A 25,549-nucleotide genomic window follows, 5' to 3' on the forward strand; every position below is an offset into this window, starting at 1 on the left:
TGCCACGCTACCGCGAAACATCCTCGTCTTGCGCGGGGCACGAGCCCTCAGCGTCAGAGATCATCGCTCGCATTGTGACCAGGCCCAGCAGATGAGAGCTCTCATTGCGCTGACCGACGGTTCGTGCCGCGAAAGCAAACCCTCTTGGGCCTAGGCAACGAAGTCGTCCATCGCCAGCCATCGGACTCCGTGCGAATGGCTTACGACGAGGCCGGCGAGCTCGACACCGCTCGACTGACAGGCTGCGGTGATTGCTTGTGCCCACAAACGGTCTGTGGGTGTGAACCGCTCACCGCCGAGGCGTTCGAGAACGAAGACGGCAGCGTGAACGTCGTCGATCAATGAAGCTCCGGCGACGACTCCGGACGCTCCACGCTCGACCTGCTCATCGTCATTGGCAGCATTGGTGTTGACCCGCACCACCTGCCGCAATTGCAGCTTTTCTGCGTTCAGTAGGAGCAGCCACAGCCGGGCACTGCTCGCTGTGCCCACGAGACTGGTGACACGATCGACTATTTGACTGCCGGTCTGAAGGGGCAGCGACCGTGAGCGTTCGAAGTTGAGACTTGCCATGCACCCATAATTCTTGGGTGCATGGCGGCAGGTTCGGCGCTCTTGAGATCAGTGGGATGTCCCGAGCGCCGACACCTGTGAGGGATCGGCTAAACGGTTTCTCCCGTTTCCTTGACGCCGCCGAGAAGCTCGGAGGGCTGGCCCTGCCAGCTCACGACTACCTCATCCCGTGCGCGACTCGCAGCGACGTAGAGCAGCGACCGCTCGCGTAGCAGTACGTCCTCAATTTCTTCTTCCGCTACGCCCTTGAGCATCCAGCCCGCAGGAATCGAGCCGTGCGAGATGTCGAAGAGCACCACTCGAGAAAACTCCAGCCCCTTGGACTTGTGCATCGTCAGAACTAGCGGCTTTTCACCAGCTGTCTCGCCCGTGTGGCTTTCTTTGACGACCACTCCGCGATCGGCGAGTTGTCCACGCACTTCTGCTGCTTGCTTGTTTGTGCGCGTGAGAATTGCGATTGTGCTCGCTCGAATATCGGGGTCGTCGCTCCACTTTTTGATCTCTTCCGCGACCGCGTCGTATTGCTCAGCGACGTTCGTTGCGGGTAGCGAACGGGGCGCCGGACCGGTGCGCGAAGAACGATAGCCGTGATCGACCTCAGGTGCTTCTTCACTGTCGAGGTACAGGCCACCCGCGAGTATTCCGAGGGCGTAGTTGAGGTTCTGCTGCGTGGTTCTGTAGTTCAGCGTGAGGCGACGTGAGCGCCCGGTGATCTTGATGCCGTACCGCGAGAGCACCACGTGTTGGCCGTAAATGCGCTGGTGGGTGTCTTCGGCAATGAATAGGTCGTTTTTGTGTTCGCCAACCAATGCGCGGAGTAGCTGCCAATGCAACGGCGAGAGGTCTTGTGCTTCGTCTATGAGCACGTGGTCGGCGACTCGGCTGCCAGCATTCTCGTTCAGGTAGGAAGCCGCGACAGCACTGAGTTCGGCAAAGCTGATGCGCCCTTCTTGGCGGCCGGTCTGGCGGTAAAGCTCGATCACTTTCCAAACGTTTGCGCGTTTGCGCCGATCGAGGGCCACGCCGCGTCCTGGGCGGCGCACCTTGAAGTAGTCCTGTGCGGTTGTGATGCGGTGAGGGAGGATGACCTGCAGATACTCGCCGGCGAAGAACGCGGTATTGCGCAACGCATCGGGGAGATCGGGCACGAGGTCGAAAACTTTCTCCCACGCATCGTCGCCCGCCTCGAAGTTAGGGCGAGGCTCTGTATCCTCTCCAAAGACATGGCGCGCGGCCTTCCAAAAGTCAGCTCCGCCCTTCTCTTTGACTGCGACCGCGAGCTGATCGATTCCCCGCACCAGAACGCCAGTGCCTCCGAGCGACGAAGCACGGGGGATTGTGGGGTCGAGTCGTTCGAGGTCTCGTTCCAGCGCCTCAGAGAGGGCTTTGGTGAACGTCGTGAGGATGGTTCTGCTGGCGGGTTCCGCATCCGCGAGTCGCTTGGCGCGGTGAAGCAAGACGACAGTCTTGCCGGTTCCCGCTCCGCCAGTGAGCCGGAAGGGGCCGTTGTAGTCCTTATCGGCATACGCGCGCTGTTCCGGGTGGAGGAAGACTCGCCAAGCGCCGAAGTCACCGCCCTCGATCACCCGGCGAAGTTCCTCGTCGTCTTCGACGAAGGCGAACTGCATCTTCGCTGCGGGGAGCTGGAACGATTTCACCAGTCGCGCATCTTCGTCATCAGAGTCGCTAGCGACTGCGGCGTCATCGAAGCCAAGATCGGTGCGGATCTTAGAGACCGCGTCGACAACTGCAAGGCCGAGGATTGCTGTCGACTGCCACTGGTTCTCGAAACGGTCGCTCATGGTGAGCAGTTGATCGGCGCTCGTCGCGGCGAAGAGGCGTTCCGCGTCGACGGAATCGAACCCCAGCTCTTCGGTCAGGTCGTTGAGGAGGTAGCCGTTGTCAGCGAGGAACGAGGTCGGTGCGACCGCTTCCTCAACGGCTATGAACTCGGATGCTGGTTTCGGCGCGACCTCAGGGACGGTGGCGTCGATTAGCTCAGGCACCCCATTGATGGGGTTGTTTCGCAATATCTGATTCATGGCGCGTCTATTTGCGGTGTCGTGCTCCCACGTTCCCGCATAAACATAAGTGCGCTCTGGTTCGCCGGGCACATCCATGCGATAGAGCACGGCCCGAAGCGATAGATCCACTCGTGCAGTGCGCGCTCGCTTGTCGGCGGCGTGGTTCATCTTCTCGATGTGGAGCCCTGCCGACGTGTCGTCATCGGCCAGTTTCATCAGAAACGTCATGATCTTGGACTTGACGTCTTTGTCGTAGTCCTGGCCCTTGAGCTTGGTTAACACAATATTTGGCATCAGGGAGGGTTACCTTTCCAATTGGAGCGCAGCGGTAATGTCTTCGAGGGTTGCGGGCACGATGATCCATCCGGATGCTTCGAGCTCAGAGATTTCGTCGTGCTGAAGGTCGCCGGTCACCGTGACCTTGCGGTCGCTCCAGGCGATGTCGAGAGGGATGCCGTCGCCGACCTCGCTGCCGATTTCGGGCACGGGCATGTCGGGGACTTCTGACAACAACTTCACGAGCTGCCTGTCTCCGTCGTTCGCCAGAGCCATGACTTCTTCCCACTCGAAACCGATTACGGTGAATGATTCGTCGATATGTTGTGCCGGTTCGAATGTCTGTGCTTCGGTCACGGTCATGATGGTTGTCGGCGGGAATTCGGGTCGTGGGCCAAGAAGGTTCGAGAGTCTGAGCCAGAGTCGCCACGCGTCTGCATGGTCTTCAGAAGAGACGGCGGCATCACGGTCGTCGAGCATGAGCACGACTTCGGGATGCTTGGCTCCGTCCAGCATTCGCGAGAACATGACCAGAGGCCCGAACCTGAGGCGCCACAGTTTGGGGTTACCTTGAGCTTCCGCTGGAGTTCCAGTGAGTTCCGATTCAGCTAGCGCGACAACGCTGCTCTCAGCCTCGATCGGTGCAATGAAGTCGCTCATCGGTTTCACAGTCAGCATCGGGAGAGCTTCAGCGATGCCTACCCAATGGCCTTTCGCAGCCACTGGGTTCTGCATCCATTCCATGATCTGCGTCATGGGGTTGGCAGTGACATGGTCAATCGCGGCCGGCGACAGATTGAAGTTGCTGACGAATTGCGTGGCGAAGTCACGGCTGAACCAGCCTGCTTGTGGCTCGGCTTCGCCCGCATCCGCGCGCATGATGTCGTCATAGGTGATGCCGAGCACAAAGTAGCCTTTGGCCCGCAGCCCGCGCCTTTTCTCTGCGTCTTGGGCGAGCACATTGTGCTGGGGGGAGGCGTGGTACTTTCGGCCGTCGGTGTAGATCGCGAGCTTGGTTCCGCCTCCGCCGAGCGGCTCAAGCACGAAGTCTGGTCGGGTGAAGCCCAAGGATGGCTGAGGTTCGAGTCGCCAGACGAGTTTCGAGTTGGGCAGCGTGATCTGGAGTCGGTTGCCCCACTCGCTCGGGATCTCTTTGATCGTCGCTCCGAGCGCGGCGGCTCGGTCTTTGAACACTTTTCGGAACCACTGCTCGAGCATTGACTCGGGGTCTTGCGTACCCGGATCTACTTCGGTGATGGCCCAGTCGTCCCCGACACCTTCGTCATCGATGCCAAGGATGAGCCGCAGGCTCCGTTCGGCGCTCGCGCGCGAGACGTTGTTGAGATCCCCGGCAGGGGCGAACGGCAGCAAGCAGCGGTGGCACGCGCTGCGGCCTTCATTGCGGCATTCGCAGGTGGCGACGATCTTCCACGCGAGTTCAAGAATGTTGCGGATTTTGTTGTGGTTAGCGAGGTCGGCCAGATAACCAGTGCCACCAGGCACGGCGTCGTGAATGAGGATCGCGGTGTTGTTGAAGTCGTTGCCCAGAAGCGGTTCGACGATGGTGGCGAGTCTTAGGTGGTCGGGGTCTCCGCCGATGACTTCACGCAAGCCCAGTTGCAGGGCTGCGGTGATGCTGGGCAGTCCGAGACCGTCGCCGATGGTGATGGAGTTGGGGATGCGCAGCAGCACGCCCTGCGTTCTGAGGGTGCGGCTGAGGGCGAGTTGGCGGGTGTGTTCGGTCTTTGAATTGCGGTAACGGCACCAGGCGCGGTGTTCCCGGGCGCTATTTATCTCGCCCTTCTGGTCGAGTTTGCCGCACGCCTCACACACTCTAAAGAGCGGTGGGCTGAGCTCTTCGCCGGCGATCATGCGAGGTGCGCCGGCGCCACCTTGCTTGCCGAGGTTGAGCCACCGAATGGTGAGTTCGCGCATGTACTTGACGCCGAATCCAGATTCTTCGACGTACCACTGTTGCGTGACGTTGGCGGGGTCAATATCGGCGGCAATCTGAACGCTGAAGCTCTCGCGCTGGCGTTCTTCGCGGCTATCGCTGATGCTCGATTCGTCGCGGCGAACCTCTGCCGATACCTGTTCGAGTTCAACGACGTCGAACCGTTGGTTGGCGTCGGCGATGCCCGGGCTTTCGCAGCGTGGGCACGAAGCGGGGCCATTTGTATTGGCACCTTCTGCGGGCACTCCTGCATCGTGGGCGTAGCCACATTCGGGGCAATAAACCCAGGATTGGATACGTGCTCCATCGCTACCGAGGTCGACGGCATCAATGCGAATCTCAACACCTTGGGCGTAGAACGTGGCACCGGGGGCGAGTTCGCGGATGGCAATTCCGGCCCCGCGGTCATAGCTGATCGAGTCGTGTTGAAACTCTTGGCTTTCGGGGTCGATCCAGCTGAGCGACACGTCGAGGCGCACGCTGTCGTCGAGCAGCGTGTAGTTGGGCAGCACTCCGAATCGTTCGAGTGCGGCGACCCAGTGTTCCGTGCGTAGCTCAAACAGTTGACGGTCGACCATCTTGAGCGAAGCCTTGGCCGAGCGCAGGGCAACTTTGTCATCGTCGGTCGCGGCAGGGTGATCCGCTTGCGTTTGCAGCGCCGGCAGTGACTCCATGATCGCCTTGCGGCGGTGGCCGAGCGTTTCGATTTCTAAGTTCCAGCGGGCGCAAGCGCCGATGAGGGTTTGCGCGAAGGAGCTGCTGCGGGGTTCATCGCTGGGGGTCGCCCAGCCGGTGAGCACATCCGCAGAAGTGGCATCGACATGGTCGAAGGTCGAAAGGAATGCGGTGAGGTATTCGGCAGCGTTAGTTTCAGCGTCGGTGATGACGGTGGCGAGAAATGACTTCTCGCTGGTGGTGGCGAGCACGTCGCGAGCGACGGCGACCATACCGGTTTTGCCTTCTGCTGAGAGTCGGTCGATAACGGAGGCGCTGTACTGGCGCCGCAGAATCTCTTCTGCGTTGAGGTAGGTGGCCGGTGGGCGCACTTGTCCGTTGATCACAGAGAGTGGTTCGCCGAGTTTCGGCAACTGGTCTCCGCGCCCGACGACAAATGCCATGGTGAGTGAGTTGCCGGTCAGGCGTCCGGCTCGTCCGACTCGCTGCAGGTACGAGGCAACGGAGCGGGGCAGCCCGGCGAGGAACACCGCGGAGAGGTCTCCGATGTCGATACCCATTTCGAGCGTGGGTGTGGCGACGAGTACGTTGGGGGCATCCGGTCGATCGATGGATGCTTTGAAGCCGTTTTCGTAGGCGAGGCGCACGTCATCTTTCAGCAGGCTGGTGTGCTCGCGCGCGACGACGCGGCGAATATCTCCGTCGTTGTATTGGTCGCGGTAGTAGTTGGTTCCGCTGCTGTGGAGCCGCAGCGTGCCGAGGCAGCGCCCGACGAGGCAGGGCCCTCTGCCGAGTTGCGAAATGATGGTCGATGCTCCGGGAACCGGGGTCTGGCAGGTGTCACATTCGAGCACACGGTACTCGTGGGTCTGATCGTCGAGAGTGACGGGGCTAACAAGAATGCGGCTGGGGCTCAGTTGGTAGGCGATGGCTCCGCTGCCGCCGATGCTGACGCTCTCAATAATCTCGCTCTTGGCGAGTTCGGCGAGCAGCAGTTTGCTGAGTTTAGCACCGTCGGCGGCGCTGACGTCGAGCACTTTGCGTGTCCATTGTGCGTACCAGCCGCGAGCTGAGGTAACAGTGTCGAGGCGTGACGGGCGCTTGTTGGTTCCTACGTGGGTACTACCCACTTTCGGATAGGCGGGTGCTTCGCGGTCGCGGGGGAATGCGGGCATTCCTTGGCCTTTGGGCCGCCCGCCCCACAGAGTCCAGTCGTCTCCGTCGCTTTCGAGGTAGCGCTTGAACCATTCATGTTGGATGGCGCCGCGGTCGCGCATGCGTTCGAGCGTGCCGCGCACCCAGCGCACGATGTTTTCGGTGCTGACTTCGCCGCCGCTCTCGTCGTCGAGGTATCCGGCAGTTTCGAAGTCTTTGACGGTGGCCCGGCCGATGGCTTCCAGCCGGCTGGCGGGCCCACCGTCGACTTCGGCGGCGATCGCACCCGTGAGTTCAAGGGTGCGACCCACGCGGGACTGCAGGCCGAATTCCATGGCGAGGTCGAACTTGATGCGGCGGCGCACGAGTCGCATGGTGGCGGTGGGTACCTTGCTCAGCTTTTCGGTTTCCCAGAACGGGGCGAAGGTGTCCCGTTCCACGAGTTCGGGCGAGAGCAGGCGGTAGCGCCGGAACTTGTCGTCGCCTGCCCGGCGCAGCAACTCTTCGGCGAGATCATCGAGGGTCGCGGAGCCATCGCCGATGGCTTCGCGAATCGCGTTGCGCAGGCTGAAGACGTGCGATCGGCTCTGTACGAATCCGGCACGGTGTGCGGCATCCTGCACGCTGTCGGTGAAGACGAGGGCTTTCTTTTCGCCCTGGTCGAGGTGGCGGTCGCCAAAGATGGTGTTGATGCTTACCGAGAGGAGGGTGGAGATGGCGCTTCCGAGAAAGCGGACTCCTTCGGGTTTGAGACAGTTGGGGCACATGTCTTTTTGGCTGTTGTCATCAACGTCGTCGCCGACAAGGGTGAGCACGGGCAGCACGTTGGTGGAGATGTCGTCGGCGTCGTAGCTAGGCATTTCGATGTCGAGGCGGCGTTGCTGCACGTCAAACCAGAAGAGGCCTTCGACGGTGTCGTCACCGGCGGAGCGACGATCCTGTTGGTCGGCTTCGCGGGGTGCGTAGATGAGGGCGCGGAACCGGGAGGTGCTGGCTGAGTTGCTGGCGTGATTGCGGCGAATGTCGGTGTCGCTGGTGTCGAGGTCGTAGCCGGTGGGGCCGAGTTGCACGCCCCATCCGCTGCGTCCGCAGTGTCGGCAGTAGATCGCGGGGAATCGTGGGCGACCTTCGCTGCTGAAGGCGTCGGTGTTGTCGAGTTCGTCGGTGCCGCCGTCGTCTGTCCAGTCGTAGGCGACGCTGGGGCCAGCGACGCGGTCGACGCGGCTGAGGGCGCGCACCCAGAGGTGCAGGTCCACGGATGCTGCGGAGCGCCCGGTTACAGCGCGAATGTGGCTGAGGGTAGCCAGCAGTGAGCGCAAGAAGTTGGCGCGGCGTGCGTCGCGGTCGTCGGCGGTTTCGGTGACCTCGAGCCCCGCGGGGAAGAGTGTTTCAGCGAGGGTGTCGAGCGACACGGCGTCGGTGGCTGCGGTGACGAGGGCTCGAATGAAGGGGTGGGCTTTGGCGGCATCGAGCAGTAGCTCGGGTGCGGCGTCGGTGAACTGGCCTACGGTGTCTGCCTCGGGATCGTCGCCCGTGCTGCGGTAGAGGCTGCCGAGGACGGCAGCAGTAACGGTGGCGGCTTCTCGTTGGCCATCGTCGCCGAGGCCGTCGATCACATCGGCAATGCGCGCGACAAGGGGTGGGTCGACAGCGCGGGCGGCGAAGCCTGCCGTTGCCATGCGTCTCTCGGCATCGTCGGCCCACTCGTCGAGGCCGAGCCGGGTTTCGGTGATGATGCTGTCGTCGTCGAATTCGTCACCGAAGACGGTGCGGGCGAATTCGACCATGCGGCTGGGGTCGCCTTTATCGCCGAGGGTGGCGGAGGTGGCGACGGGGGTGATGAGCCCGAGCGGGCGCGCACGAGCATCGTCGTCGATGCCGAGGCGTGCGGCTGCTTCGTCGTCTGCGGGCCAGTGCCGCTTGAGGGCGAGGCCGAGCCGTCGCAGCAGCATAGCTACGTCGGTGCCTTGGGCGCCGTCGTAGGTGTGGAATTCGTCGAGCACAAGGTATTGCAGGCTGGTGGCGCTCTGTTTCCACAGCTTTTGGTCGGCGGGGCGCAGCAGTAGCTGGTCGAGCATCTTGTAGTTAGTGAGCAGAATGTCGGGGGCGTCATCCTGAGTGGTCTTGCGGTCGGTGATGAGCCCGTCGGGGGTGACGTTGCTTCGGCTGGGCCCGGTTTGCCCGGTGTAGAGAGCGGCACGCACGCCGGCGAGTGCGGGGCTGGTGGTGATGAGTTCGGTAAGGCGGCGGGCTTGGTCGTTGGCGAGGGCGTTCATCGGGTAGAGGATGAGCGCTTTGATGCCCCCGGTACCTTCACGTTTTGCCCGCAACACGTGGTCGAGGATGGGGTAGAGGAACGCTTCCGTCTTTCCAGAACCGGTTCCCGTGGTAACGAGGGTCGGCTGCGGGCGCGTTTTCTCCGGCCCCAGGTTTGCGCTGCTCAGTCGTGCGAAGGCTGCGGCTTGGTGCCCGTACGGCGGAAACCCTTCGTGCCATTCGAGGCTCTGCCGCCACCCGTCTTCGGCGGGCCGAAACGGCAGCCTAAGCCGCACGTAGGGCCCTTTGAAGATTCCGTTTTCTGGATGCCTCAAAAAGCTGTCGAGTGCCTCTCGCGCATCTTCATCGGCAAGCGCGAAGGTGGTGGAGAGGTAGTCGACGAGCCCCATGCGAACATCTTCGGCTTGCAGGGTGGGGAGCAGTTCACTCATGAGCGCTCTTCCAGAATCTTCTCGAAGTGCGCATACGCCTGACGCATGTCAGCTTCGCGGTCTAGCGTCACGAACGGAAGCTCGTAGGTGTAGGTATTGCCCGAGGCGTTGGTGGTGGTTCGCTCTTCCTCAGTGATGCGGTCCTGTTTCTGACGCCAGACGGTCAATACTCTGTTCGGCACAAGCCTCCCGTTTGCATCGTAGAAATAGACCTTGCGATCGTAGCCATAGAGGACCGCGAACTGCGTCCGATAGATAGTACAGAGTTCGTCCGCGGTGAGACCCAAAATCAGCGACACGAGTGCATCAATCTCGACGAGAGCCTGACGTCGGTCTGAGCCGCGACGGAGAGGTACGCTCGCGCTCCACTGTGCCTCGACATCGCCGAGCGGGCCACGTCCCGGATAGCTGACTCCTCCAGACCAGGAGTCCAGGTTAAAGAGTTCGTTGAAGTTGTCGTTCCAGAGAGGGCCGTATGCGCTTGTCAGAGCATTAAGCCGAAGCGCCCGCAATGTGAGATGGGGTCCCAATTTGTGCCCGAGTACCCCGGGGATCCGCATTGCGGTTCGAAAGAGAATGTCATTTTTCGGGGCTACCCGAACGAAGAAGTCTGCGATCAGGGAAGACATGAACGCGACGGCTGTCACAACAGATTCACCCCGATCCTCTGAGTTACCAGCGGAGGTCACGGTCTGAATTAATGAAGGCCCAGGTGGAATGAGCGCCGGCACAAGTGTTCTCTCGCCCGTGTTCGCTGCCATTCGGCGCCAAGCTACCCTGAATCGGGACCGGGCCGGAATCCTCTCTACTCCCCAATGGGTGTAGAGAGAGTCGTACTCAAGTTCATTGATGGATCGCTTATAGGAGGTTGTGGGCAAGGCATCAGAGTCCAACGACTCCAAATCCACACTGGCCCAGTCTTGTTGATGAAGCATCGTGCTGTTCGGCGTTTTGTAGAACGGGTTCGATACAAAGACATGTGGGCCTTGAAGGATGGCCTCACGCCACGACGATACCTCCCCCCAGCTGGCTTCGAACAGGCCCTTTTTCCGGTCGATACTCTCGTCCCAGCCCCTTGAATATTCGAGTTCGAAACTCGATAACCGGTGGCTAGATGCAAGTTTCTCAAGCACCGTCCCCGTTGATCTGGTTACTGCGTTGACCATTCGAGTTTGCCTAGGAGGAGTAGATTCATCCTCCAAAACGGCATGCCAAGTATTCAGAGTTTCATCAGTCACTTCTAGGATTCGAGATCTGTGTGGTCGGATGTCCCAGTTGCCATTCTCGTCTTTCAGCCCGGGCTCCGTGCCTGTGCCGTCATGTCGCAAGGAGCGAATCACGGTATCTGGGTGGTACAACGAAGAGCCGGACTTGAAAGCAACTTTAACTTGGGGCGTCGAGTAGATATTGACGCCAAAACGTTTTTGATCTTGGATTTCAAAGAGCCCCAACTCGTTTATGAAATCCCAGTGTCGTCTGAGCCTCGAGTAAACGGAGGCCCGGAAGCCACCCGCCTTCTCATCTGTGAAGTGTGATTCAAGATGGATCAGCCCTGATACGCCAAGGCCTGACATATGTGACCACGTGAGTGCAATGAAACACCGATAGAGGTCCGGTTGGAGCCCCGCAAGCAATGGGTAGTTTCCGCCAGACCCAACAAAAGCTGCTGTTGCTGCGATATCGCTGGTGCCATCCACAACCAGATCGGCGATCCCGTCGATCATCAAAGTTTCGCTTCGCTTAGCGCTCTCCTGTGCTTGGCTCGCCTTCCCTTTCAGTTGCCACCAAGCATCACCTTCGGCCAAAAGCGCTGCGACGTCTGAGCGCGGTCGAACCCAAGGCGGATTCCCCACCTGGAGGTCGAAACCGCCGCGTGCGAAGACCGACGCGAAGTCGAGGTTCCAGTGGAAGAACCCCTGCTGCTCGGCAATGCGCTCAGCAACTTTCAACCACGGCTGTTGAACCAGCGCGTCGTCGATCGATGACGCGGAGGCGAAGTCGAGGTTGTCCTGCTCTTCGTCGTTAAGGGCGGCCCAACCCGTCGCGCTTGAGCCAAGGGTGACAGCTCCGTGCGCTGTTGCACTCTTGCTGCGTTCGGTGTGCTCGCCCAGAATGGCGCGTGCGCCTGTCAGCCACTCATCGAGCGTGGGGGGCTGCACTCCCTGCGTGAGGGTATCGGTGAGGGGCCAGAACCAGAGCGCGTTCCACGCATCCATGATCCGACGCAGGCGCTGGTAAGCACCATTCGCGTCGCTTAGTTTGCCTTCAATCTGCTCGCGCGTCACCGTCGGCTGCGCGCCAGGATCTGATTCCTTGCCGCTGGGTTCGCTGCCCCACAGCGGAATCTGTCGACGGATCTCATGTTCGGCAATCTCGAGCCTGCGCAGGGCGAACTGCCATAGCGTCTCGACGCGCATTGACAGCGCGGCGAGCTGGTCGAGTTGCTTCCTGGTGGGCTTTGCCACAATCTGGCGCCGCCACGTCTTCAACGCGGCTAGTGCCTCGGGGGCCAGCTCCTTCGCTTCCTTCGCGTCGACCGCGCTACCCCAGCCTTCGGCGGGCAGTAAGAAGTGGTGAATCGAGCCTGAAACGCCCGAGCCGATCGTGCCCGCATCGATGTCGGCACGAAGGCTCGACATTGGCACATCCTTCGGCGCTGATCTCAGCCACGCCTTCGAATTGATCGAGTCGCGACTGTAGATAGCGCGGCGTGCACCGATGAGTGAGTTGCCTCGCTTGAGGTGCAGCCCGAACCACGGGGCTTTGAGGTCCGACGACATAGTGTCGAGCCACAGCGAGATCTCCGCCAGCTCGACCGCGGTGGCATTGAGATCCACCCCGTAGACCTGATGAAGCGCAATCGACGCTTTGACCTTCTGCAACTCGCGGGGGTACTCATCCGGATCGATGCGCTTGCCCAGCTCCTCTTGCTTGCGCTTGAGATAAGCGTCGGCAAGCTGACGTACCGCCTCAATCGCGAAGGCGCCGGAACCCAGCGCAGGCTCGCACACAGTCAGCCCGAGAGTCTCATCGGCCGAGGTGGTCGTGCCGTCCTGATCGAGCAGCTCTTCGAGCGCCTGCGACACCGTGAACCGGGTCAGAACCTCGGGCGTGTAGTACGACGCCGACTGCTGGCGCTCGCGACCCGCAAGGCGGTACACGAAACTGCCGGGCGCATGGATGACCGCAACCTCTTCGCCAGTCAGTGGGTTCGTGGTCTTGACGAAGTCCTTCGGATTAATGTCGTGCGATCGGTCTATCGGAACAACCCAGGAGCCCTTCTCGGCATTGCCATCCTTCGCCACCTCATAGAGGTCGGTTTCGGCGAAGAAGCCCGTGTACGACATCAGGCCCTCATAGACAGCGCCCAACTGGTTGATACCCAGATCGGCGTAGCTGATGAAACCGCGATCACGACCCTTCTGCTCCTTGCTCAGCAGCAGGTGGGCGAGCACCTTTTGCAACTCGGAATCGCTCAGGCCCACCTCATCGATGTGGGTTGTCGCTTTCGGCAGAAACAGATCCGCGCGCAGGGAGTTGAAGACTAAGCCCTCGCGCAGATCAGAGGCATCGGTATCTTGCGACGTGTCGCCTTGTTTGGCCTCTACGCCGTGTCCTCGGTCGACCAGGCGGAACAATACCGCGAGGGATTCGTAGAGGTGCTTGGAGTGCTCTGACTCTTCAGTCGGCAGGGACACGAGAGTCAGCTCGCGCAGACGGTCGAGGCTGTAGCCCTCCTCGTACTCGGCTGTGCCCACAGGCAAAACCTTGAGCTCGGGGGATGACTCCGCGTAGAGAAGGAACAGGATGCGGTACAAGAACCGCAGCGATTGCTTCGCGAGAACTTGCGCCTCAGACTGCGGCAGCGGGTCAAGCCCCTTGCGCGCGCGACGAGCCACCACATCGTTGGCGATGATCTCGATTGAGAGACGAACTCCCTCACGGAGGTCTTGTGAGACACCGACGGTGTGCTTAATCGACTCCTCAAGAATCGAGCTCCACCAAATATCGCCCTCGGCATCGGGAGCCAATGCATCGGCGCTCACGCACGACAGAGCGCGGTCAATCTCGCCGCCCCTCTTCGCGTCGTTGCGTGCGACAACAAGCTGAAGGTCGACAGCAAGGTAACGCCCCTCGGCCCACCGTTCGCGCTCCGCCACCAACAGCCACTTGCCGGCGAATGCCAGCGCGAAGCTAGGGCCCTCGTCGTCAGTGAAGAGAGTGGAGAGCATCCGCGAGATCGACGTGATGTTGTGTTTCGCGTTGTCATCAACCTCGAACGGCACCAGCAGAGTGTCATCGTCTTTGGCGAGCAGATCTTCGACCGTATCGACCGGGCGCCCCTCCACGATCACCAGTGGTGAACCGTCAGAGAGCCCTGGCTGAGTGAGTCGCAGCAAAGGGCCGTCTTGTGTGAGCTGATTGCCACCGCCGCCGAAGCCCAGTGCGTTCCGCAACGGTACATAAAGTTCGTCGCGGATTGCTAGATCGGAGTCGCCAGCGTCGAGAGTGGCCAGCCGCGACTCGATTGCGGCACGGAGTGCGCTGAACCGAGCGCGTACCGACGGGTGACCATCGGCATCCTGTTCATCCCACTCTTTGCGGCGCGCCAAGACCTGGGCGCGGAACGACTGAGACTTTGCCTCGGTCGTGAAGTAGTGCTCGCTGAGCCAACCCTCACCGATAACGATCGCTTCATCAGCCATGGTTTACTCCTTCAGCCGGGTCTTCGCCGACAAAGTCCTGCGGAACAACAACGAGAAGCGGACGCACCAACTGTTGGTTTGGTTTCATCGACTCAGCCATCGTGCGCTCCTCCTCTACCGTCACGCGACGAGACTTGAGACCCTCAAGCTGCGGCATCGCGTCCGCGCTGCGTTCCCACTCTTCGATGCGCGACGACCACGACTCAATGCGGGCCTCGATCGCCTCTGTCGACGACACCGCAAGCTGGCGGGCGCTCGACGCGGCGTTCTCTACCGCCGGAGCGATGAGGTGCTGAAGAGAGCCGGTCTTCACCGCTCCCGGATTCACGCGGGTGGCTGCGGCGAAACCAACCTCCGCCAACGCCTCCTGCGCAGTCGCATGGATATTGGTCAAGGCCAGCTTCGTATTGCTGGGATCGGGAAACTGTACGGTCACGTGCGAACTAGCCACGACTTGACCTCGGCGGTTAGTCAACGACGCCAGCAGCAGAACCGTCGGATACTCAACGTCGCCACGCACTGCGAACACCTGATTGCGCCCCAGCTTTGAGAGTGCGCGATCGCTCGCCCACTCCAACACTGGATGCAGCGGGCCAAGAAAGTGCGCCTCTGGCCACAGTGACGTGCTTGCCTTGTTGTCGCGCGCATCCTTGAGCAGAGCTTTCGCCGGCGGCTCTGCGACCACCAACTTCAGTTTCTCGGTCACCTTGCGGTCACGAAGATAGCTTTGAGGCAGTACCTCTAGTCTTTGCGCCAGATCACGGGTCGGCACCAACGAGACGAATGAGTGGGCATCGTCCACCAGCCACTCCACGCCGTTCTCCGCCGCAGGAGCTGCTGGTGCAACGAACGTCTCGTATAGCGCTTCGCGCAGGAAGGAAACATCATCCGCAAACAGACCGGTTGTGGCATCTACCGTGTGCTCCGGGGCTGCGGCGGCAGGCTTACTTTCGCTGCCCTGCGCATTTGCAAGCTGCGCCAAGAGGGCGGCGATAGGGTCGTCGGTGCTCGCGCTCACCTGCTCAACCGTCGAGACAATCTCGTCGACATCGCGACCAGTCGAAAGCGCCTTCCTGATCTCGTCTTCTTCGGCACCGGGGTCGTACTTGCCCATGAGCGACGCCACATCGCCGAGCGCGGTGTGCGCCTCTCTCTCACGCTCCAGCAGTCGCTGCAGCACACGAACATCGCCCGAAAACTTGCTGTTCGTCGGGTTGAGCAGCAGTGTGCTGATCTGCGGCGGATGTTTCTGGCCGTACCGGTCAATGCGGCCATTGCGCTGTTCAATACGGATGAGGCTCCAAGGAATATCGAAGTGGATCAGCTCGTGGCACTGCGAATGCAGGTTGACACCCTCGGATGCCACATCGCCCGTGACGAGAACCCGAATCGGTGACGAAGACTGCTTAAAGCTCTCCACCGTTTCTTGCTGCTCAACATCGCTGAGGCCACCATGGAGCACCTTGATCTGATCGGCACCCAGCCCCAAATCTTTCATGAGCTTGTCGCGCAACCAGCCCAAACTCGCTACCCGCTCAGAGAAAACCACCGCCCGCTCGGCACTCTTCGGACCGACCTTGATGCTTCGTAGGTAGTCGAGCAACTTCGCGTACTTGGCCGAGGTGCCAGCCAGAGACGCTTCAGCGAGTGACTGCAGGCGTTCAAGAGCCTCCACCTCGCGGGCCTGCGAAGTGTCTTTCGACGCGTCAAGCTTGCGCAGCCGCTCTCGGATCGATTCGAGCAACGCTGCGGGCGAGGAAAGAAAAGCTTTCGCGAGGGTCCACGGGAACAGTGCCGACGTGGCGCCGGAATACGGCGATGAACCGCTGGGGTGCAACCACACACTCGACAGCTCATCGGCGACGGCATTCTCCTCAGGGGATGCATTCACCAAGAAGTTTTGTGGCTCAAGACGTTCAGCCCAGTCGCCACCAACCTCGCGAGCAACCTCCTCGCTGTGACGATGACGGCGAATAATGAGACGCTTTGCCTCAGATTCGATGATGTCGCCATCCGGAGTCACCGCTGTTGGTTCTAAAAGACGAATCAGCTCGGCGAAAGATTCTTTCTTGCCGTTGTGGGGAGTCGCGCTCGCGAGGATCAGCGCCTCGGTGTTGGGCGCAAGAACGCGTGCCAAGCGATTGTTGAGGGTCGCACCCGTGATGTTGTGCGACTCATCGATGACAACGGCATCCCACTTATGCTTCGCTAGATGCGCGCGATACTTCTCCTGCTTGAGCGTATCGATCGAAATGATCGCCCTCTTGTACAAGCTGAACGGATTGCGGGTGGCGGGCAGCTTCTGCCGCACCCGCTGGATGCCGACCGAGTCAAGCCGCACGAACGGGAGCGCGAACCGCGTCCACATCTCATGCTGCATCTGCTCAAGAACATGGCGCGGAGTCACAATCAGAATGCGCTCGCCGCGACCCCGACGAACCAGCTCCGACAGAATCATGCCGATCTCGAGCGTTTTGCCGAGGCCCACTGCGTCAGCGATGAGGATGCGCGGGCGCAGATTTTGCGGATCAAGCGCCTTGCGCACCGCCGCCTGCTGATAGCCGAGCGGGTCTGCCAGCATCCGCGTGGCGACCGTCAGACCGGGGGAGTTGAGTGGGACCGGAGACTTGCGAAGAGTCGCTTCGAGCCACAATTTGGCCTTGCGGTAGCCAGTGGAATCATCGCCAACAACTGACGCTTTCGCCGGGTCGAGCGGAACAATGTTGTCGATGTCGCTGTAGAAACCAGCTTTCGTGTCACGCACAAGATCAGAAAGACCCTGCACCTCGACGAACATGCCTGACGTCGTCATCGTTGCCTTCGTCACAAGCCACACGGCGTCGCGAACCTCGACGATTGAGCCAGGCGCCACAGCTAGTTCGCCCGCAAGCTCCCCGGCTTGTGAAAGTACATCGGTCACGTAATCCCCTTACGCCCAGACACCACGACAACGTCGGTGCGGGCTTTGCCACTCTATCCAACGAATAGTCAATAAATTAGCGGGTGCGAGCGTGTTCGTCAGCCACATCGCCGCAGAAACGGGGGCCTCGCAACTGCTCACCCTAGATAGGGGGGTAGCAACATGAGACCTCTTCACGCCAATGTCATAGGTGGGTCATAGCCTGCAAAGCTTTGAAACTTTGACCTAAACCCGAGGGACATCATGGAAGAACTACTCGCGCTGCGCGAACGCGAATCTCAATGGCGGCAGCGACTTGTCGGAACATCGCTGGTAATGGAAGCGGATGTAGACCAAGGCGAGGCGACTGAATCATTCCGGTGGCTCGGTAACCGATTCCGCAATTGCGATACGCGCGAGGACCGGAAGCATCTTCTCTCGTTGTTTAGAGCGAACTTTCTCATCGGGCTGACCGCGGTCGGCGGAAGAGACTACGACGAGGGCACATTCTGGCCTTTTGTGAACGAAGCCTTCGGTGTGCGCTTATCCCAGGGCGACACCGACCTTGTCGTCACCCGATACAAAGAAATACTGGACTACTACAGCCTCCGACGGTTTACGACGCCGATGGCCAACGTCGGTGAGATTCTCATGCACGCCGGAGTGCCCGTCGGCAGCGTTGAAGGCTTCCTTCGTTTGTTGGTCAAGCAAGATCGACGCGGAGCCGGAACCAGCGGTGCGCTGTTCGCCGCATGGGCCCGATCTCAGAACCGAGAGTCTGCTTCGTTGTTGGGATTGGATGCGCCCACCTGGCGCTTCCTCCGAGAGGGCGGCGAGATCGCCGAAGACTTCGTTGATCGCTGCCTCGTTGCATTCGACGCCGCCACAACCGGAGGAATATCCCCTGAATCCGGTCTTGCTCGCCACATCGTGGATGAGATCGGCAGGCTTGTTGAGACCGGCGCTTTGGTTTCGCGACCCGGCCGCGGCACCCGCAGTCGAGAAGTGGTCTACGTACCCACTCTCACCTGGGACGACGCCCGCCACGGAGTTGCAATAACGCTGCCTTCACTGGAAGTGCCTCTCGAAGAAACGGTGCACTGGACTCTGGCCTCGGAAGGGCGATCAGCGTCATACACGGCGGAGCCCCCATGGCCGGGATTGCCCGCAAAGACAATCATCCACTCACTTCGCCAGCCGACAAAAGCAGTCTCTGTGCGGGCTCGCCCCGGTGAACAAGAATGGGACATGACGGTAGTCGACCCGGATGATCCACTCCTTATCTTTGACGCAGCAACGGGTGTCCTCATACCGGCACGCAACTCGCTGCCGCGCGATCTCGTCGTGATCGGAACGCCACAATCTGGCGACAAACCCTTCAACGAACTCATTGAATTCGATGGCCCCTGCCCGGTGATCTCAGAACACCAGTCACCCTTCGGGTGGGAGTCGTGGATCTTCGCCACGGTCGACCTCAATGGCGTGAAAAAACTCAGCCGCGGTGAAGACCGTGCACGGTTCGTCTCCACATCTACTCGACCTCAAATCGCTTACCCCGAACCCGTTCTCGGCGCGACGACGAGCGACGATTCCATCGTCTACAGCGACGTGCCCAGCGTGACGCTTCCGGCATCGGGTGGAAGCAGCGCTGGTTCCCTGCCGTGGACCATTTCGCTGACCGAAGAATCCTCTGGCCGAACGCTTTGGAGCTCCGAAGTGAGGTCGGCCAGCGACCCGCTGGAAGTCGAATTGTGGCCGGAGCGCCCCGCTTCCCTGCTGGGTAAATACGTCATCACTGTGCGGGGTGCTCTCGGGCGCGGCCTCACCCGTCGCGTCGTGGTCGCAGAGGGCTGGGCAGCACGCCATCAGCCGCCCTTCCGGTATCTAGCGGCAGAGGGTAACGGGATGGAGCCGGCGACAGTCACGCTGTCGTGCGCGGACAAAGATGACCAGAGCCTGGAACTAGACCGGAGCACCCCGTCGGCGACCGCGACTCTCTCATCCGCAGCCAGCGAGCTGGCAATAGTTGTTCGCGTTCCACATATGAACATTGCAGTCACGCGCGGTTCTGCTTTTCCTGTGGTCACGCTGCTTCCGCAGTCGCTCGACAGCGAAAGTCTCGAAAACACGCAACTCCGAGTAACCGTTCCTGCGGGCCTGTGGGCCACTCTGGGGTTGGTCTCGGCGAAAGGTGTAGAGCAAACCATCGATGCGGGCGTTACCAATCAGCGTTCGTACGTGAACTTCAATCTTGGCCAACTCGCAGACACCGCGAGATCGGCACGATCGGGACGCCTGCAGCTAAGAATTGGTGAGAAGTCAGTACCGGTGGGTAACCTTCGCCCTCGCAAGCTTGCTGACGAGGTCAGGTTTGATGCGGAGACGAGTGCTTTGGTGATTTCACCGAGCGCTCCGCAGGGGCTCACCGCGGCCATTTACCCGAAGTATTCGCCGTGGAAACTCCCGACCGTGATCTCATTTGCCGATGGCGCCGCTTCGGCAGCAATCGACCGTGCTGTAAGTCAAATGGGGCGAGCGAAGGTTCTGCTGAGAGTCGACGACCCCTGGTCGCCATCGCCGTGGCCAGAGATGCCAGATCGCACTGACCCGAACGTTTTCGACCTCACAATGCTGCCGCTCGAAGAATCTGACGAGAGCGTCGAAGGTGAGTTCTCGAGGTGGCTTGAGGGAAGCGGCGAGATGCCCTCGGGCGCGACTGCGTTGCCGTTGGCAGCACAGATTCTGTCGCTTCTCGGAAAGTTCGAAACTAAGCTCAACTATGCGTCTATTCGATCCCGGATAGCGGATTTGTTCTCTTCGCATCCTGCTCTATTCCTCGATACGGCGATGCAGGCGTCGCTAGAACCGTCGGTGCTGATGCGACTCGTTGTCGATAGCGATCTCGCCGCAACCGGGAGTGAAATTCCACCGCCGGTGCCCGGAAGCTGGCCTCTGAATTCGTTCCTCGGGCTCGTCGGCGACTACGAAGGAACGCAAGAGGCTTCTGACCCCGAATTCATCAGCAACTTGGAAAACTTCGCTGGTCGCGACGCCTTGACCTTGTTGGACACCGGAACAGACCCACACGCGAAAATCGGGCGTTTTGATGACAACACTCCGATGCTTAGCCAGTTTCCTCTTGAGCGCCTAGAGCAAATCTGGGCTGCTGCAAGCCCGATTCCTGGGCGACTTTTGCAGCAAGACACAAGAATGATTGCAGCCCGTCAGCTCTTTGACGCACGCAGTTCGAGAACATTGCGCGACCTTACTGGTGGTTCGCAGCCGATTCTCAAACGTGTGAAGAGCGCCATTTTTGACGTGCTTGGTTCTGGAGGAGTCGACCCCATCGACGCACGCATCGGCGCCGACGGATGGAGAAATCTCCCGGCCCTCTCGATGGCGCTCGCGATTGTCGCGCGACTTGCAGCACGAGACCTCGGAAACACCCGCGGGCTCTACGCAGTACTGCGCGATTACTACGCACAACTTGCGGAGGCAGCCCCCGCCTTTGTCGAACAGGATTTGGTTATCGCCGAACTCTGGATCATGAACTGGAGAAACGAATGGACTCGATAGATCCGATTGCCGTCAGCGCGAACATCGCAGAGGACTATCGGAGGTACCTATCGTCGCTCATCTCGCCTCAAGACCCCCAACTCGCTGAGGGTCTGCGGAAAGCCATTGCGGCCGCTGCAACCGAAGGGCTCACCAAGGGGCCGTACCTTGAGGTCACTCCGCCGTATGCGACCGGCGCCACTATCCGCGAACTCATCGCGGAAGGCACGCTAGACGACCGGTTTGCGCGATTCGCCTCTGATTCGTTTCCCCTGGACCGGCCGGTCTACATCCACCAGGAAACGGCGATTCGGCAAATCACCGCGGGTCGCAACACGATCGTTGCCACGGGAACCGGCTCAGGTAAAACCGAGAGCTTTCTGATCCCTATCCTGAACCACCTCCAAAAAGAAGCCAGCAACGACGGCCTCACTTCAGGCGTTCGCGCGCTCTTGCTCTACCCGATGAACGCGTTAGCGAATGATCAACTTAAGCGCCTACGTCAGATGCTGGCCGATACGCCTGAAATCACGTTTGGGCGTTACACGGGGGAAACGCTGGAAGAAGCCAGCCAAGCAGAGAAGAAGTTTAGGGCGCAGCATCCAGGCGAGCGCCGACTCCCCAACGAACTACTCAGCCGTGAAGAGATGCGCGCTAACCCGCCCCACATTCTGCTGACCAACTACGCGATGTTGGAATACCTTTTGCTCCGGCCAAAGGATATGGACCTGTTCGAAAGCGAATCCAACACGTGGAAGTTTCTCGTGGTCGACGAAGCACACGTCTACGACGGAGCAACGGGCGCCGAAGTGGCGTTCCTCATCCGTCGGCTACGTGAACGCGTTAAAGCAGCGGATTCGTTGCAGTACATCGCGACGAGTGCCACCGTGGGCAACGACCTTGATCGTGCCGCAGGCTTCGCGAAATCGTTGTTCGGAGCACCATTCGCGGGTAACACCGACGTCGTCACCGCCACCAGGCTGCCCTGGGGAACAAACGAGGTGTGGGGCAGACTCACGACAGCCGATCTCGCCAACCGTTTCAGCGACACCGACCTCATCGATGCGGCCAGGCAGAGAGGTTCAAGCGCAACCTCACTGCACGATGCGCTCGCAGGAGAAGCGACACTTGCGGAGACAGTGCAACTGGCATCCGAAAAGCCGAGGACGCTCAAAGAAGTGCTCAATCGTATTGGGCCCGATTCGGACATTACTGCCGCCGACTTGAGAGACCTCGTGTCGATGGCGGCCCGCACCACCGACGCTAACGGAGTTCCGCTCCTCTCCGCCAAATACCACCTCTTTGCCCGAGCCACAGAGGGCGCATTCACGTGCCTCTCTCCGTCGGGCCCCCATGTAGGCCTCGCGCGACAGGAACGGTGCAGCGAGTGCGCGTGGTCCGTGTTCGAGATTGCAGCGTGTCAAAAGTGTGGTGGCACCTACTTCGCCGGAACTATTCAAGCCGGAGAGGGAGGGCGCCGCTATTTCGTGCCGAAGAATTCGATTTCGGAGGCAGTCACATGGCTGTCGATCGACCTCTCGACTGATTCTTCAGAGCAAAGCGATCTGGAAGACGAAGACGACGTTGTGCTCGACAACGATGCGGTCGCCAATGTTCAGTCCGATCGGGTAACGCTGTGTGGACAATGCGGACTCATTGATCCCGCCGGCGCTTCAGCGTGCACAAACCCGGAGTGCAGCAACACGGCGATGACGCGCGTGTTGAGAGTGAACAACCCCGGCGCCGTGGTCAAGAAGTGTTTGCAGTGCGGAGCACAGGGCGAGCGAACCATCCGACGCTTCGAGAGCGGTAACGATGCCTCGGTCAGCGTTCTGACCACGAGTCTTTATCAAGCGATGCCTGCCGCGTCGGTCGAGGAACAGGGCGACCGCCCCGGCGGTGGCCGCAAACTTCTCGTATTCAGTGACAGCCGGCAGCAGGCAGCGTATTTTGCGCCATATCTGGAACGGACCTACGGCCGTTTCGCTCAACGCCGAGTGCTCCATGCAGCCATCGGTCGGGCCTTCTTCGAGGGGATCCCAGCGGCATCGTCTGACATCGCGTCGGTTACTCGAAAGTTGGCAGACGATGCCGCCTTCTTTGAAGCGACTGATACTCCGCTGGCCAAGCAGACGGCAACGGAAACCTGGCTTCAGACCGAACTCAACGGACTCGATGAACGCATTTCCTTGGAAGGAGTTGGTTTAGTCGCTTGGGCGATGCGCCCGCCAACAGACGTGGCAGTCCTTGCCCCGCTGAGGAACTTAGGGTTCTCAGATGACGAAGCTCTCGACCTACTCCAAGAGCTTGTCCGCACCTTGCGCACACAAGGGGCGTTGAGCGCACTGCCACAAGTGAACTTGAAGGACGAAGCTTTCGAACCACGCCTAGGTCCAATCTACGTGCGCAGCACCGGCTCGGACAGCAAAAGAAAGGTTCTCAGCTGGGAGCCAACATCCAATCGAAACAGGCGGTCTGACTACCTGCGAAAGGTCTTCGAAGCACGCGGACTCGACCTAAGCCGAGTCGATGAGATTCTGCGAGGGATCTGGCGCATGCTCGAGCGACGCGACGGCCCGCTATCGCACTGGCTCACCGTCGGCCCTACCGGTGCGCTCGGCGTGATCTATCAGCTCGATGTCAATGCGGTGCAAGGTGAAACGCTGACGCAGGAATCGAAACTCTTCAAATGCAGCGTCTGCACGCGGCTGGCACATCGCTCGGTGAGCGGAGTGTGTTTAGCGTACCGGTGCGAAGGAAAACTTGTGGAGTGGGAACTCCCTCCCGAGAAGCAGGACGACAGCCACTACCGTGCACTCTACCGAGGGCTCAGACCGATCCCACTCACAGCGATGGAACACACCGCCCAGTGGTCTAGCGACAAAGCAGCGATCATTCAGCAGGACTTCATCGCCGGAAGAACGAACGTGCTGTCGTGTTCCACAACCTTCGAACTCGGCGTTGACGTCGGAGATCTGCAGTCAGTTCTCTTGAAAAACGTTCCGCCGACGGTCTCGAACTATATCCAGCGGGCTGGTCGCGCAGGGCGTCGGTTAGACAATGCCGCACTAGTAGTCACCTATGCGCAGCGTCGCTCTCACGACCTGACGAGCTACGCCAATCCGGCCATGATTATTGCGGGCACGGTTCGCCCTCCAGTGGTGCCCATCGATAACCCGCGAATCGCCCAACGCCATCTTTTCTCTATCGCGTTCGCGGCCTTTTTCCGTGAGCAATTCCAGTCACGAGGTGAGACCTACCCCCAAGTCGAAAACTTCTTTGGGCCGGATGAACTAGGAAAAACAGCGGCATCACGGGTTAAGCCGTGGCTCAGCGCAAAACCGACCGCGGTCGTTGAAGCCGTTGGCCAAGTGTTAGACGCCTCGATTGCCAGCGCCTCGGAGTTGAAATGGGAAAACTGGACCCAAGAACTTTTCGATCTTCTCGACTTGGTCGGCACTGACCATTCAGAGGAAATGGCTATCTACGATGCTGCTGTCGAAACGGCTTATGCCTCCAAGCAGGGCGGCTACGGAGACAAGCTAGATCGAACGAAAAAGACGCTTCAGAAAAAGGACCTCTTGGGATTCCTTGCGAATCGCAACCTGCTGCCCAAATATGGTTTTCCGGTCGACACCGTAGACATGAGAACTAGTGCGAGTGGCACCGACGTTGCGACGCAACTAGACCTCTCACGCGACCTGTCGCAAGCGATCTTCGAATATGCGCCCGGTGCGAAGCTCGTAGCGGGTGGTTACCTCTGGCAATCAGTCGGGGTCGCCAGAAAGGCGGGGAAAGAGAACGAGAGCAAATTCTTCCGCATCTGTAAAAACTGCGACCGCTATTCAGAGTCCTTAGAACGAGACGAAGCGCCGTGTGCGGAGTGCGGCGATGCTGACGCAGGTATGCCCCATAAGTACGTAGAACCTCGCTTCGGCTTTATTGGCGAAGGAGGCCGGCAGCGGCCGGGCGACAGCCCGCCGCGGGTCAGCTGGCGCGGGCAAACTCGCCTCGCGTCCGACGGCGTGGTGGCAGACACCTCGACGGGTAAATTCCCCGGAGGTGAAGTCGCCTCGACCACCCTCGAGCGGGCGTTCATGGTGAGACTCAACAACGGGTCCACCGACAGTGGTTTTCGCATCTGCAATTTCTGCGGGTTTGGAATGGACTTCATGACTCCATGGCCGACAGGTCACACCAACCCGATGAGTAGTCGTCCCTGTACTGGCGGATACTCCGTACAGGCTCTGGCTCACAAGTTCCAAACCGACGTCGCTCGTTTCGAGTTCCCCTTTTCGTGGGGAGACCAAAAGAAGGACGTGCAGAACATTGCACGATCGGTCATGTATGCGGTGCTGAACGGAGCGGCGCACTCGCTTCAGATCTCGCCCAACAACATCGACGCGACGATCACGCAACTGTCGTCGAAGAAAGCGACAATCAACATTGTCGACACTGTTCCCGGAGGCGCCGGCTACGCGAAGCTCATCGCCAAGTCGATCGTCGCAGTGCTGACGTCGGCACTCGATATCGTCTCCCGCTGCGAGTGTGGACGCGAGACGAGCTGCTACATGTGCCTGCGGAGCTACTCGAACCAACGCTTCCACGACGACCTGTCACGAGGTCTCGCGCAAGACTTCTTGGAACGGGTTCTACTGAGTTCGTCTGGTGCGTCATCCACCCCGAACCCCGGGGCGGGGGCTGCTCCGGTAACTACCGAGAAGCTAGACGCGTGGGACGAAGCGATCATGTGGGGCATCGATGGCATTGGTGATCTTGCGGTTCATCTTCGAAACCAAGAAGTGCCAGCTCCTATCGTCGGTACCGACCTCGGGCCGAACAATGAGTGGGTCATGGAGCTTTCGTGGCCCGATGAAAAGATCTGTGTAGTTACTGATCTGGACTCAGAGCGGGATGCGTGGCTGGTTGAACAGGGATGGAAAACATTTAGCGCTCTAGCCGAAGACGACCTCGAACGGCTCTCGCTGTCCATTGCTGATGCTCTCAACGCCTAGAGGCGGAAG

The 25,549-nt window shown here is 60.1% G+C and carries 7 protein-coding genes; 2 read left to right on the top strand and 5 right to left on the bottom strand.

Translation table 11 applies throughout. From position 1 onward, the window contains the following. Positions 1–150: 150 nt before the first annotated feature. The 5 genes from AADH44_RS00375 to AADH44_RS00395 all read right to left on the bottom strand — a co-directional run bounded on the left by AADH44_RS00375 (position 151) and on the right by AADH44_RS00395 (position 16,991). Positions 151–573 (bottom strand): hypothetical protein, encoded by a 423-nt coding sequence (locus AADH44_RS00375; protein WP_341953385.1) that lies wholly within the window; start codon positions 571–573, stop codon positions 151–153. Between the two features lie 89 nt (positions 574–662). Next, entirely contained in the window at positions 663–2,891 is a 2,229-nt protein-coding gene (locus AADH44_RS00380) for a UvrD-helicase domain-containing protein (protein WP_341953386.1), read from the bottom strand. Positions 2,892–2,900: 9 nt separating this feature from the next. Beyond that, positions 2,901–9,365, bottom strand: a complete 6,465-nt coding sequence (locus AADH44_RS00385; RefSeq protein ID WP_341953387.1) for a DEAD/DEAH box helicase — start codon at positions 9,363–9,365, stop codon at positions 2,901–2,903. After that, complete coding sequence (locus AADH44_RS00390; protein WP_341953388.1) at positions 9,362–14,071, bottom strand: class I SAM-dependent DNA methyltransferase; 4,710 nt, start codon at positions 14,069–14,071, stop codon at positions 9,362–9,364. The genes AADH44_RS00385 and AADH44_RS00390 overlap by 4 nt, the downstream gene beginning before the upstream one ends. Further along, positions 14,064–16,991, bottom strand: a complete 2,928-nt coding sequence (locus AADH44_RS00395) for a helicase-related protein (protein ID WP_341953389.1) — start codon at positions 16,989–16,991, stop codon at positions 14,064–14,066. Before AADH44_RS00395 ends, AADH44_RS00390 begins: the two co-directional genes overlap by 8 nt. A gap of 243 nt (positions 16,992–17,234) precedes the next feature. Between AADH44_RS00395 and AADH44_RS00400 the strand changes: the two genes are divergently transcribed. After that, positions 17,235–20,546, top strand: a complete 3,312-nt coding sequence (locus AADH44_RS00400) for a hypothetical protein (RefSeq protein ID WP_341953390.1) — start codon at positions 17,235–17,237, stop codon at positions 20,544–20,546. Continuing rightward, positions 20,534–25,540 (top strand): DEAD/DEAH box helicase, encoded by a 5,007-nt coding sequence (locus AADH44_RS00405; protein WP_341953391.1) that lies wholly within the window; start codon positions 20,534–20,536, stop codon positions 25,538–25,540. Before AADH44_RS00400 ends, AADH44_RS00405 begins: the two co-directional genes overlap by 13 nt. Positions 25,541–25,549 lie beyond the last annotated feature (9 nt).

It is taken from the genome of Salinibacterium sp. TMP30, assembly GCF_038397785.1.
In the GTDB taxonomy this organism is placed as follows: Bacteria; Actinomycetota; Actinomycetes; order Actinomycetales; family Microbacteriaceae; genus Rhodoglobus.